At 71.8% G+C, this 13,159-nt stretch carries 10 protein-coding genes; 7 read left to right on the top strand and 3 right to left on the bottom strand.

Annotated features, from left to right (window positions below; all coding sequences use genetic code 11):
• Positions 1-51: 51 nt before the first annotated feature.
• On the top strand, positions 52-1,194 hold the full coding sequence (locus tag BLW32_RS10745) for a glycosyltransferase (RefSeq protein ID WP_068742334.1): 1,143 nt from the start codon (positions 52-54) through the stop codon (positions 1,192-1,194).
• A 9-nt stretch (positions 1,195-1,203) separates the two neighbouring features.
• Positions 1,204-1,395 (top strand): DUF3046 domain-containing protein, encoded by a 192-nt coding sequence (locus tag BLW32_RS10750; RefSeq protein ID WP_068742168.1) that lies wholly within the window; start codon positions 1,204-1,206, stop codon positions 1,393-1,395.
• Here the strand turns inward: BLW32_RS10750 and BLW32_RS10755 are convergent, their stop codons facing one another.
• Positions 1,396-4,536, bottom strand: coding sequence for an arabinosyltransferase domain-containing protein (locus BLW32_RS10755; RefSeq protein WP_068742167.1), 3,141 nt, complete (start codon positions 4,534-4,536; stop codon positions 1,396-1,398).
• 173 nt (positions 4,537-4,709) lie between these two features.
• On the opposite strand from BLW32_RS10755, the gene BLW32_RS10760 reads away from it, so the two are divergent.
• Positions 4,710-8,294, top strand: a complete 3,585-nt coding sequence (locus tag BLW32_RS10760) for an indolepyruvate ferredoxin oxidoreductase family protein (RefSeq protein ID WP_068742166.1) — start codon at positions 4,710-4,712, stop codon at positions 8,292-8,294.
• Between the two features lie 72 nt (positions 8,295-8,366).
• Here BLW32_RS10760 and BLW32_RS10765 read toward each other — a convergent pair whose 3' ends face one another.
• Complete coding sequence (locus tag BLW32_RS10765) at positions 8,367-8,789, bottom strand: DUF2000 domain-containing protein (protein ID WP_231857390.1); 423 nt, start codon at positions 8,787-8,789, stop codon at positions 8,367-8,369.
• A gap of 51 nt (positions 8,790-8,840) precedes the next feature.
• Between BLW32_RS10765 and BLW32_RS10770 the strand changes: the two genes are divergently transcribed.
• The 4 genes from BLW32_RS10770 (at position 8,841) to BLW32_RS10785 (ending at position 12,212) form a co-directional block, all read left to right on the top strand.
• Positions 8,841-9,644: a helix-turn-helix transcriptional regulator gene (locus BLW32_RS10770; protein ID WP_068742164.1), complete on the top strand. Its 804-nt coding sequence runs from the start codon at positions 8,841-8,843 to the stop codon at positions 9,642-9,644.
• 235 nt (positions 9,645-9,879) lie between these two features.
• Positions 9,880-10,929, top strand: coding sequence for a recombinase RecA (gene recA / locus BLW32_RS10775; protein WP_068525022.1), 1,050 nt, complete (start codon positions 9,880-9,882; stop codon positions 10,927-10,929).
• A 6-nt stretch (positions 10,930-10,935) separates the two neighbouring features.
• Entirely contained in the window at positions 10,936-11,547 is a 612-nt protein-coding gene (locus BLW32_RS10780) for a regulatory protein RecX (RefSeq protein ID WP_074850515.1), read from the top strand.
• A 290-nt stretch (positions 11,548-11,837) separates the two neighbouring features.
• Positions 11,838-12,212 (top strand): VOC family protein, encoded by a 375-nt coding sequence (locus BLW32_RS10785; RefSeq protein WP_068742163.1) that lies wholly within the window; start codon positions 11,838-11,840, stop codon positions 12,210-12,212.
• Between the two features lie 3 nt (positions 12,213-12,215).
• Here BLW32_RS10785 and BLW32_RS10790 read toward each other — a convergent pair whose 3' ends face one another.
• Positions 12,216-13,127, bottom strand: coding sequence for a glutamate ABC transporter substrate-binding protein (locus tag BLW32_RS10790; protein ID WP_068742333.1), 912 nt, complete (start codon positions 13,125-13,127; stop codon positions 12,216-12,218).
• Between the last annotated feature and the right edge of the window lie 32 nt (positions 13,128-13,159).

Below are 13,159 nucleotides of genomic sequence, written 5' to 3' on the forward strand. Positions count from 1 at the left end.
GACCCCGCGCACGCCCCCGCGGGCGTGCCGACGGCTCACGAAGGAGTGCGGGTGCGCGTTGCGATCGTCGCGGGTTCCGAGGCCGGGCATGCACTGCCCGGCCTCGCCCTTGCACTCCGCCTGATCGGCGCCGGCCACGAGCCCGTCGTCTTCACCGGCCGGCAGTGGCGCGAGGTGGGCGCACGCTACGGCGTCGACACCCGCGAACTCCCGGGCCTGGCCGCCCGGCCCGGCGACGACGACGGCGACGCCGGAGCCAAGATCCACGGCCGCGCCGCGTACATCGCCACCAAGGTGCTGCCCGGGATCGAGGAGGTCCGCGCCGACCTCGTCGTCGCCGACATCCTCACCCCCGGCGGCGGGATGGCCGCGGAACTCCTGGGCGTGCCCTGGTTGGAACTCAGCCCGCACCCCCTCTACCTGCCCTCGAAGGGGCTGCCGCCCATCGGATCCGGCCTCGCCCCCGCGCAGACGCCGCGCGAGCTGCTCCGCGACGCCGTGCTCCGCGCCTTCACCGCCCGTGACATCCGCAACGGCCTCCGCCAGCGCGCCGAGGCCCGCGCCGGCATCGGGCTCCCAGCCCGCGACGGCGGCCCGGCCGGGCGGCTCGTCGCCACCATCCCCGCCCTCGAGCTGCCGCGCGCCGACTGGCCGGCGCGGACGCACCTCGTCGGGCCGCTCACCCTGGAGCCGACCGACGATCCGTGCCCGGTTCCCGACGGCACCGGCCCGCTCGTCATGGTGGCCCCGTCGACCGCGGCGACGGGGGAGCAGAACCTCGCCGAGGTCGCGGTCGACGGGCTGCGCGGCGCCGGCGTTCGGCTCGCGGTGAGCGGGCTGAATCCGCCCGCGTTCGGCGAACCGTGGGTCGCCAGCGGCTTCGGCCGCCAGGACGAGCTCGTCGCCCGCGCCGACGCCGTCGTCTGCGGCGGCGGGCACGGCATGCTCACCAAGGCCCTCACCGCCGGCAAGCCGGTCGTCGTCGTGCCCGGCGGCGGCGACCAGTGGGAACTCGCCAACCGGGTCGCGCGGCAGGGGAGCGGCGTGCTCGTGCGTCCCGCGACCGCCGCCGCGATCCGCGACGGCGTGCGCCGCGTGCTCGACGATCCGTCGTACGCCCGCGCCGCGCGGTCCGCAGCGGACGGCGCGCACCGCGTCGCGGACCCCGTGCTGGTGTGCGAGGCCTATCGGTAACCTGGTGCGGTGCGCCTCACCGACTTCCGCGAACTGCTCTACGCCGAGTTCGGCACCCTTCGTGGCGACACCCTGATGCGCGATCACCGGCTCGGCGACTTCGGCGTCACCGGTGATCAGGCCATCGAGTCCGGCGTCGATCCGCGGGACGTGTGGCGGGCCCTCTGCATGGAGTTCGATGTTCCGAGGTCCCGCTGGTAGTCACTCCTGGGGCGTCGGCCCCGGAGTCCACAGCCCGGTCCGCGTGACCTCGGTCCGGCCCAGCTGCGCCGCGGGCGCGTCGACGTAGGGCACGTAGCGCTCCAGCGCGCCCCACTCCCGGCCCCAGTCGTGGTTCAGGTACGTCGGCACCGTCTGCGCCTTGGCGAGCAGTAGCGCCCAGCCCAGCGGTCCGCCGGCGTCGCCGCCCTGCCACGTGGTGGTCGCCGCGGCCGCGAGATCGCGCTCGGGCAGGATCCGCCACTTCGGCTGCTCCGCGACGCCGCCGTTCTCGCGCCACTGCCGCTGGCAGGGGAAGCCGATGCCGGCGCCCCAGTCGACGAGCGTCGGATCGTCGCCCAGCAGTTCCTGCAGGGGCTCCAGCTTCGGTGCGCGCGGGGGCGTGTACGCCACCCACGTGTTCTCCGACGGTGCCGTGATCGTCGCGCGCACCCGGACGGCGGTCGCGCCCGCGGGCACCGTCTCCGCAGGAACGCGCAGGTTACGCCACGCGGGCGCCGGACCGATGTCGATCGGCGTGACCGCCCCGTTCGGGGTGATCGTGCCCTCGCCGGTGCCGAACTCGAGCTGCAGGTCGCCGGGGCCGAAGCGGCCGGCGACGCTGATGGTCAGCAGCCGGTCGATCCCGCCCGCGGGCAGGGCGTACCAGCTGGAGATCGCGCGCGCGGAGTGCTGCGGCCCGGTCTGCCGGGAGCCGACCACCGGCACGCGCGCCGGGTCGAGCCCGAACGGCAGCGCCGCGGTCGAGCCGTTGACGCCGGGGGCGTCGAGGGTGCCGCCGCCCGTGCCGCCCGTGTTCGACGGGGTGTTGTCCGCGTCGCCGGTGCGCACCAGGTCGGCGGCGCCGCGCGACGACGAGGAGAGGCTGCCCGCGATGCCGTTCGGCGTGAAGTTCGCGTTGAGCTCGCCGACGAGCGGGTCGGGGGCCGTGCCGATCGGTGCGAGCACGCCCGCGGTGGCGTCGCGCTCGACGAGCACCTCGTCGGCCATGCCGCACGGATCGCCCGCGAGCGAGCGCAGGTTCTGCTGGCCGTACGAGTAGGCGGGCCGCTGGATCATGATCGACGCGACGTTGGTGGCCCCGATCATCGCGATGATGAGCGTCGCCACCAGGGTGATCGGTGTCGCGAACCCGGGCAGCCGCCCGCCGAACTCGGGGAGCCGGGGCACTCGGCCCGTCACGTGCACCACGAGCGAGGCGAGCAGAAGGACGACGGTGAGAGCGCCGAAGACGGTCGCGATCTTGACACCCGCGACGGTCGGCGCGGCGCCGCCCCACGGGATGCCGAAGTTGCCCGGGTAGAACCAGCCGTTTGTGGTCTCGAACGCGAGCGTCGCGCAGCCGGCGACCGCCGCGAGAGCGAGGAGCCGGAACTGCGGCCGGCGGATGGTCCGCGGCCCGACTGCCACGACGGCGATCGCCGCGACCATCGCGCCCAGCGTGGCGAAGGCGCCGAAATGATGGGTCCACTTGGTGGGGTTGAACGCCATGACCAGCAGCGAGACGCCGATCGCGGCCACCACGCGGCGCGCCGGCCCGGTCGCGAGGCCGGGAATCCGGCGGCGCCACAGGAGCAGCGTCGCGACGATCGCGGAGCCGAGGAACAGGGCGAGCATCGCGAACCGTCGGGCGACGGAGCCGTTGGGGTTCTGCTGGAACAGGGCCTCGTACCGGATGATCTCGCGGTGCCAGGGCTCGCTGGGCCCGACGTCGCCGAGCAGCTTCGTGGACTGGAGCATCTCGACGAGGCCGTGATCGGCGAACACGAGGAACAGCACCGACGCGCCCGCGGCACCGAGGGTGAGCAGCGTCGCCGCGTAGCCGTTCGCCCGCACGTGCGCCACCACCGCCCGCCACAGGGGTGCCGCCGCCACGAGGAAGACGACGAAGGCGAAGCTGCCCGTCGGGGCTGCGGAGAGGGTGAGTCCGGCGACGACCAGGCCGACGCCCGCGGGCGCGAGTCGACGGGTCGCGATGGACCGCTCGACCAGGCACCAGGTGACGACGGTGCCGACCGCGACGATCGGCTCCGGGCGCAGGCCGGGGTTGTAGGTGAGCCAGAAGAGCGTGAAGACCGCGGCCATCGCCCACAGCGCCCGCGAGTAGTCGCGCGGCGCCCGGCGCTTGCTCAGGCCCAGCCGGGGCAGCACCTCGCGGGAGAGCAGGAACCAGGCCAGGATCCCGGAGAGCAGCGCGGGCAGGCGCAGCCACGGGCTCGACACACTGAGGTCGGCCATCCACGAGACCACGTAGAACGGCATGCCGAACGGTGCGTACGGGGCGTCGTAGTAGCGGAAGACCTCGGGCATGTAGCCGGAGTGCGGCGCCGCCTTGATCATCCCCAGGATGTAGCCGTCGTCCGAGGTGGGCGCCCCGACGATGTGCCAGGCGAGGAGGCTGCCGATCACGGCGACGTCGGCGAGGCGCACGTGCAGCCAGCTGCGGGGGAGCAGCCTGCCCCGGCGCCGGCCGTCGGCGCGATCGAGCAGCGCCAGCGCGAGCAGCGAGACGAGGACGCAGGCCACGCCGACGAGGATCGCGGCGCCCTTGAGCACCGACGGCGACGAGGTGTAGCGGGAGTCGACGTCGATCGTGACCTTCGGCGTCGGGCCCTGCAGGTCCGCGGGGAGGTCGGAGAAGACGCCCACCACCTGGGGCCGGAGGTCGCCGCGGACGTCGCCCTGGGCCGAGATGCCGCTGGCCGCGGCGAATGCGTGGTCGGCGTCGATCGCGATCCGCAGCTCGCCGCACCGCGTCAGGTCGGCGCGGGGCACGTGGTGCACCAGAGCGCCCCGGGAGCGGACCGTCAGGGCCTCGCCGTCGACGGTGACGAACAGCCCGGCCGTGCGCGCCCGGTCCCCGGCGGGCGGGGGCGTCGTCGCCGCGAGCACCGTCTGCCTGTCCGACGGTGCCGCCGCCGCGACCGCGCACGGGATGGTCGCGTCGACCTCCAGCGGCTTGTACATCGTGAGCGGCGCGGTGACCGGGGCGAGTGATCCCGACTGCGGCCAGTCGATCGTCACGGCGGTCTGCTTGATCGGCAGCAGGGGCGTCGCGATCGCGAGCACCAGGCCGATCAGGCCGGCGACGACGGCGGCGATCCGGGCGATTCGGAGGTTCACGATCAGTCAGGGTATCGGCCCGGCGCGACGGGCCCGGTCGGCGCGCGGCGAGTCGCCCGAGACGGCTGTGAATTACGCCGTCTCAGCGGCTATGCTGTGACCACCGACACAGCCCACGCCCGGTTCCGCCACCCCTGGAACAGGGCGTATTGAGAGAAAGCACGGTGGTTTCAGTGACCCTTGACGCCAATTCGCCGATCGAGAAGCTCCCCGGCGGTACCGACGCCACGCGGGCGGGCCGGCACGACGCCGACCCCCGGGGCGGGCAGTCCGCCTCGGTCGAGTCCTTCTCGCTGGACGATCGGTACACGCGCGAAGAGGGCACGATCTACCTCACGGGCATTCAGGCCCTGGTGCGCATGGTGCGCGACCGGGCGCGGCTCGATCGCCGCCAGAACCTCAAGACGGGCTCGTTCATCTCCGGGTACGAGGGCTCGCCGCTCGCGGGTTACGACCTGGAGATCGCCAAGCGCACGAAGTACCTCAAGGACTTCGACATCGTCCACCGCCCCGGCCTCAACGAGGAGCTGGCCGCCACGTCGGTCATGGGCTCGCAGATCGCCGCGCAGGTCGGGCACCTCGACCGCGGCCTCGACGGCGTCACCGGCTACTGGTACGGCAAGGCTCCCGGCCTCGACCGCGCCACCGACGCGCTGCGGCACGCCAACATGATCGGTACCCACCCCACGGGCGGCGCCGTCGCCCTCGTCGGCGACGACCCGGGCGCCAAGAGCTCGACGGTGCCGTGCGCCTCCGAGATGTCGCTCGCCGACCTCTACATGCCGATCCTCTACCCGGCAGACTCGCAGGACATCCTCGACCTCGGTGTGCACGCCGCGATCATGTCGCGCGTGTCCGGCTTGTGGACCTCGCTGAAGATCTCCGCGCACGTCGCCGACGGATCGTCGACCGCGGACGTGCACCCGGACCGCATCCTGCCCGTCTACGGCGACCTGGGCACCAGCCCGCACGTCCCGTCGGGCCAGCTGCTCGGCGCGAAGCTGATGGAGCTCGAGCAGAACCAGCTCACCGTCCGCATGCCGCGCGCCACCGAGTACGCCCGGATCAACCGCCTCAATCGGATCACGGTGCGCTCGAGCGACGACCGGATCGGCATCGTCTGCGCCGGCAAGACCTACCTCGACGTGCGCGAGTCCCTCCGGCTCATCGGCATCGAGGACGACCAGCTCAACCGCCTCGGCATCCGGATCCTGAAGATGGGCATGGTCTACCCGTTCGAGCGGCAGATCCTGCACGAGTTCATCGACGGCCTCGACGAGGTCATCGTGGTCGAGGAGAAGCGCGACTTCCTCGAGACGATGATGCGCGACATCCTGTTCCGGCACCCCGGCGCCCCGAACATCGTCGGCAAGGCCAACGAGGACGGCTCCACCCTGTTCTCCCGCTTCGGCGAGCTGGATGTCGACTCGGTCTCCCGCGGCCTCGCCCAGCGCCTCGCCCGCGTGCACCAGGTGCCCGCCGCGAAGGACTGGCTGGACCGCAAGGCCCAGGTCCGCACGCGGATCGAGCTGCCGCTCGCCGCGCGCAGTCCCTACTTCTGCTCGGGCTGCCCGCACAACACCTCCACCAAGGTCGCCGACGACACGCTGGTGGGCGCCGGCATCGGCTGTCACGCGATGGTGCTGCTCATGGATCCGCAGCAGGTCGGCGACGTCACCGGTGTCAGCCAGATGGGCGGCGAGGGCGCGCAGTGGGTGGGCATGGCGCCGTTCGTCACCGAGAAGCACTTCGTGCAGAACATCGGCGACGGCACGTTCATGCACTCGGGCTCGCTGGCGCTGCGCCAGTCCGTGGCCTCGGGCGAGCGGATCACGTACAAGCTGCTGTTCAACGGCACCGTCGCCATGACGGGCGGCCAGGATCCGGTCGGCGAGATGACGCTGCCGCAGATCTGCACCCTGCTGCTCGCGGAGCGCGTGAGCAAGGTCGTCGTCACCTCCGACGATCCCAAGCGCACCAAGGCCCTCGGCCTGCCGAAGGGCGTCGAGGTCCGCGACCGCGCCGACACGCTCGACGTGCAGCGCGAGCTGGCCGAGGTCGCCGGCGTGACAGTGCTCGTGCACGATCAGCACTGCGCCGCGGAGAAGCGCCGTAAGCGCAAGCGCGGCAAGTACCCCACGCCCAACCAGCGCGTGGTGATCAACGAGCGCATCTGCGAGGGCTGCGGCGACTGCGGCCAGAAGAGCAACTGCCTCTCGGTGCACCCGGTCGAGACGGAGTTCGGTCGCAAGACCCGCATCGACCAGAGCTCCTGCAACCTCGACTTCTCGTGCCTCAAGGGCGACTGCCCGTCGTTCGTGACGGTTACGCCGGGCGAGGTCGGCAAGGTCCGCAAGTCGGTGCCCGACATCACGGCGGAGTCGATCCCGCAGCCGAAGAAGGCCCGGCGCGAGGCGGACGGCATGGCCATCCGCATCACCGGCATCGGCGGCACGGGCGTGGTCACCGTCTCGCAGATCCTGGCCACCGCCACGGTGCTCGACGGCCACTCGGCGCGCACCGTCGACATGACCGGCATGGCCCAGAAGGGCGGCGCCGTGGTCTCGGACATCAAGGTCTCGGCCACGTACGTCGACCAGGCCGCGAAGGTCGCCTCGGGCGACTGCGACGTGTACCTGTCCTGCGACAGCCTCGTCGGCGTCGACCCGGCGAACCTCAAGGTCGCCTCGCCCGAGCGCACCACCTCGATCGTCTCGACGACCGAGGTCCCCACCGGCCAGATGGTGATCGACACGTCGGTCGGCTACCCGGACTCGCGGAGCATCCACGAGGCCATCGACCGGGCGTCGCTGCGGACCGTCTACCTCGATCCGGGCGACCTGACCCTGCAGCTGTTCGGCGACGAGCAGTACGCGAACCTGTTCATGGTCGGCGCCGCGTTCCAGACGGGCGCCCTGCCCATCAGCTCCGCGTCGATCGAGCGGGCCATCGAGCTCAACGGCGTCGCCGTGGAGAAGAACCTGCAGGCGTTCCGCCGCGGCCGCCAGTCGGTCTCGGACCCGGCCGGCGTCAAGGCCGCGATCGACGCGCTGCACCCCGTGCCCGCGCCGGCCCCGGTCAGCGCGTTCGCCAAGAGCCTCGTCGCCGTCCTCGACGGCGGCTCCGAGGAACTGCTGCGCCAGGTCGGCCTGCGCGTCGACGAGCTGGTCGCGTACCAGGACAAGGCCTACGCCGAGCGCTACGTCGCCGACGTGGCCCGCGTCTTCCGCGCCGAGAAGAGCTGGGAATCCGAGGATCTCACCGCGGCCGTTGCGCACAACCTGCACAAGCTGATGGCCTACAAGGACGAGTACGAGGTGGCCCGGCTCTCGCAGGACGCCGGCTTCGCGGCGCAGGTCGCCGACGAGTTCGGTGCCGACGCCAAGAAGGCGATCCGCCTGCACCCGCCGACGCTGCGGGAGATGGGCCTGAAGAACAAGCTCGCCCTGGGCGAGTGGGTGAACCCGGGCATGAAGACGCTGGCGAAGATGAAGCGCCTGCGCGGCACCAAGCTCGACGTCTTCGGCATGACCGAGATGCGCCGCATGGAGCGCACCCTCATCGCGGAGTACCGCGCACTGGTGGGCCTCATGATCGCCGCCGCCGAGGGCGGTCGCGTCGCGGACGAGCAGCGCGTTCAGGTCGTGGCCCTCGCCGAGCTGCCCGACATGGTCCGCGGCTACGAGTCGATCAAGACCGGCAACGTCGAGAAGTACCGCGCCGCGGTGCAGGCGCAGCTGGAGACTCTGGGCTGGTAGCTCCCGTTCTCTCGTGTTCGACGGTGACCGTCCCTCCGCCCGGAGGGGCGGTCACCGTCGTCTTCCGACGACTCACGGGTGCATCCGGGCGCCCTTCATGATCCGGTCGACGGCGTTCTTGGGGCCGTGGACGCCGATGCCGACGAGGTCCAGCGCGGCAGTGCCGACCGCCTGGACCGCGGCGCGGTTGTCCCGGTCGTTGCCGGTCGAGAACAGTTCCCGGGTGAAGACGGAGACGGTCAGGCCCCGTCCCAGCGCTCGTTGGTGCGCGGCACGGAGCGTCTCCGCGGTGCCCTCGAAGACGAGGACTGGCTGGCGGAACATGGGCAGGTACGCGGTGCCGTCGGCGTCGGCGTAGGGCTCGCCGACGACCTCGGGGACCGTGGCGGCGATACCGCTGACGAGGAAGGCCGTGGTGTTGAGGCGCTGCCAGCCGGCGAGATCGTCGCGGAGCAGCACCGCGATCTTGGTGTCGAATCGGATCGTCTCGGTCATGCCTCCAGCGTCGTCGCCGGCACGTGCCCGGGTCTTGTACATACTTGATGGATGTCCGCGGAGTCGAGCGTCGCGTGGCGACCCCGCGTCGAGGGGATCGCCGAGGTGTTCCGGGCGCACTTCGAGGAGCACGCCTACCCGATGCACACGCACGAGGTGTGGACGCTGCTCACGGTCGATCGCGGGCGCATCGGGTACGAGCTGGGCGGCGAGCGGTGCGATTCGTCGCCGCGGTCGGTGACGCTGCTGCCGCCGCACGTCGCGCACGACGGGCACAGCCTCACGGCGGGCGGGTTCGACAAGCGCGTGATCTACCTGGAGTCGCGGATGCTCGACGGGATCGGGCGCGCCGTCGGCAGGCCGACGCTGCTCGACGGCCCGCTCCGGCAGCGTGTCGACCGGCTCAACCGGGCGCTCGTCGCGCCGGGGGAGGAGTTCGAAGCGGCGAGCCGGCTCGCCCTGATCGTCGAACGGCTGCAGTGGCACCTGGACGGCAATCCGGAGCCGGCGCGGGCGCCGCGGAACCGGCCGGTCGCGCACGCTCTCCGGGATCTCCTCGACGGCAGCATCCGCGAGGGCATGACGCTCGAGGAGGCGGGACGTGCGCTCCACGTGGACCCGTCGCACCTGGTCAGGGAGTTCTCCCGTGAGTTCGGGCTCCCGCCGCACAGGTACCTGATCGGCCGCCGGGTCGAGCTCGCGCGCAGGTTACTGCTGGCCGGCGGCGCCGCGGCGGACGTCTCGGTGGAGGCGGGGTTCCACGACCAGTCGCACCTCAACCGTCACTTCAAGTCGATGGTCGGGACCACGCCCGGCCGCTTCGCGCGGAGCGGCGGAACCGCAGCTCGGAGGTGATCTCCGCCTGGTGCTCCGGCGTGGTCGGGGGAAGGGGCGGCGTGTCGCGCGTTCGATGCTTGCTTCGAACGCAGGTTCGCCTATAGTCGACGGTGTTCGACGTGAAAGTGAGCCGGCGAGAGCGCGCCCGATGCGGATGCGAAAACTTGTCAGAGGGTCCCTCTAGCGTCCGTAGCAACAGTAGAACCCAGCGCCGGCGGTACTTCCCACCCCGGCCCGAAGGACGGAGAGTCCCATGGCACCTGCACCCGCGGATCGCGATAAGGCCCTCGAGCTGGCGCTCGCCCAGATCGACAAGAGCTACGGCAAGGGCTCCGTCATGCGCCTCGGAGACGAGGTGCGTCAGCCCATCGCGGTGATCCCCACCGGCTCCATCGCGCTGGACGTGGCGCTCGGCATCGGCGGCCTCCCGCGCGGCCGCGTCATCGAGGTCTACGGCCCGGAGTCCTCGGGTAAGACCACCGTCGCCCTGCACGCGGTCGCGGAGGCGCAGGCCAACGGCGGCATCGCGGCCTTCATCGACGCGGAGCACGCGCTCGACCCCGACTACGCCGCGAAGCTGGGTGTCGATACCGACGCCCTCCTCGTCTCGCAGCCCGATACGGGTGAGCAGGCGCTGGAGATCGCGGACATGCTGATCCGCTCCGGCGCGCTCGACATCATCGTGATCGACTCGGTGGCGGCCCTGGTGCCCAAGGCCGAGATCGAGGGCGAGATGGGCGACAGTCACGTCGGTCTGCAGGCCCGCCTCATGAGCCAGGCGCTCCGCAAGATGACGGGCGCGCTGAACAACTCGGGCACCACCGCCATCTTCATCAACCAGCTGCGCGAGAAGATCGGCGTCATGTTCGGCTCGCCCGAGACCACCACGGGCGGTAAGGCGCTGAAGTTCTACGCCTCCGTGCGCCTGGACGTGCGCCGCATCGAGACTCTCAAGGACGGCACCGACGCGGTGGGCAACCGCACCCGCGTCAAGGTCGTCAAGAACAAGGTCTCCCCGCCGTTCAAGCAGGCCGAGTTCGACATCATCTACGGCCAGGGCATCAGCCGTGAGGGCTCCATCATCGACATGGGCGTCAACGAGGGCTTCATCCGCAAGTCCGGCTCCTGGTACACGTACGACGGTGACCAGCTGGGCCAGGGCAAGGAGAACGCCCGCAAGTTCCTGGTCGAGAACCCGGACGTCCGCGACGAGATCGAGAAGCGGATCAAGGAGAAGCTCGGCGTGGGCGCCGACGTCACCGCCGACGCCGACGAGATCGCTCCCGCGCCCGTCGACTTCTAGGCCGCGATGGTGGACTACGCCGACGACGAGGTCGTCTCCCGGGGCCGGCGCCGCGGGCGCCGCTCCCGCGACGGCGGCGGTCCGGCGGACGGCGAACCTCAGCAGCAGGTGGAGCAGGACCCGGCTAAGCGTGAGGCACTGGCCCGGGACCTGGTCTACCGCGCCCTCGGGATGCGCGACCACTCGCGGGCCGAGCTGCGGAACAAGCTCGCCCGCCGCGGATTCGACGAGGAGCTGACCGAGCGGATGCTCGACAAGTTCGTCGCCGCCGGCCTCATCGACGACGCCGCGTTCGCGCAGCGCTGGGTCCAGTCGAGGCACCAGTTCTCGGGCCGGGGCCGTCGCGCCCTGGCACAGGAGCTGCGCACGAAGGGCGTCGGCGAGGAAGAGGCGTCGGCCGCGCTCGATACCGTCAGCCGCGAGGACGAGCGGGAGCGCGCCGCAGAGCTGGTGGACCGCAAGCTCGCCCGCGTCGAGGTCCCCGAGGACCGCGTCGAGCGGGACAAGTTGACGCAGCGGCTCGTCGGGATGCTCGGCCGCCGCGGGTACCACCCGTCTCTGGCGCTGTCCGTCGTCCTCGATGCGATCCGCGCGAAGGCCGACGCCGCACAGGACTAGCGCGAACGATCGCCCGCCCGAGGACGGACCGGCGAGCGACGAAGACGAGGGGAGTGGATCCCCGTGCCAAGTGGAGCCCCCGGAGAACACTCCGGGGGCTTCGCTGCGTCGGCACCCTGGCACTCGGCCCTTTCCACGCGCGTGGGCGAGGCGGTAGGGTACCCGGCATGACTGCCGGAACGGCCTCGGGCCACGCACAGACGGGTGATCCGGCGAACGGTTGACGGCGCGGTCTCCGCCGCTCGGAATCAGGCGACGCACATCACGATTCCGAACCCGAAGGAGATTCCATGCCCGCACGTTTCAACCACACCATCATCTTCGCCGTGAACAGCGAGGAGTCCGCGGCGTTCTACCGCGACTACCTCGAGGCGCGCCCCGCGCAGTCCTGGGGCCCGTTCACCAACCTCGAGATCGAGGACGGCGTCCTGCTGCAGATCGCGGCGCCGCCGATCGACGTCCAGGCGCAGCACTACGCCTTCCTCGTCGACGACGGGCATTTCGACCGCGCCTACGCGCTCCTCGTCGATCGCGGGGTCGACCACGCCGCCGACCCGTTCTGGAAGGAGCCGGGCCGCATCAATCACGAGCACGGCGGCCGGGGCGTCTACGTCCGCGATCCGGCGGGGCACGGCATCGAGCTGCTCACCCGGCCGTATCTGTGACGGTCAGCGGGCCGCGCACGGCGCGCTCGTCGCGGTGAGGAACCCCAGGTCCCCGATCCCGGGCACCAGCCGATCGGTACCGCCGTCACGCTCGATGGTCCGCGCGGCCTCCTCGTCGCCGACGGCTCGTCGCAGGGACCGCTCCCACTCGCCGGACTCGAGCATCTGCCGGAGCGCGGCGTTGACGGCGTCGCGCGCGGCGTCGTCGCCGTGGGCGAGGCCGATCCCGTACCGCTCGACGGAGAAGGGCGCACCCGCGGAACGGAGCCGGCCGTCGACGCACGTGTCCTTCGGCAGCACCATGTCGACGAGACGGAACGCGTCCGGGCGCTGGGCGGCGAAGCCGGCGAGGATGACCTCGTCGGTGGTCACCGCGTCCACGGCACGGCGCGCGAGCGCATCCGCGCACGCGGAGTAGCTGTCGTACTCGATCGACCGCACGCCGGGCAGCAGCGCCGCCACCGACCGCGCCGACGTGGAGCCCGCCACCGAACAGAGCGTCCGGTCACGTCCCAGATCGGAGACCGTGCCGACCGCCGCCTCGTCGCGGCGCACGAGCAGGCCCTGGCGCGTCGTCAGGTACGGTCCCGCGAAGGCCACCTCGGTCGCACGAGCGGAGTCGATCGAGTACGAGGCGACGATCGCATCCACCTCGCCGTTGTCGATCAGCCGCTCGCGCTGCGGGGTGGGGCTCTCGCGCCAGGTGATCTTCGGCTCGCCCTTCCCGCGGGCGGCGGCCACCGTCCGGACCACGTACCGGGCGACGTCGATGTCGAACCCGGAGTACTCCCCGTCCCCGCCGCGCAGTCCGAGGCCCGGCTGGTCGGCCTTCACGCCGATCAGGACCGCACCGTCGTCGATGGATCGCAGCAGGCTCCGCGGCGACGGCCCCGAACACGCGCAGAGCGCGGCCATGAGCACTGTGACCAGTGCCAGGGCCGCGCTCG

Origin of the sequence: Tsukamurella tyrosinosolvens (assembly GCF_900104775.1) — a bacterium.
Classification (GTDB): Bacteria; Actinomycetota; Actinomycetes; order Mycobacteriales; family Mycobacteriaceae; genus Tsukamurella; species Tsukamurella tyrosinosolvens.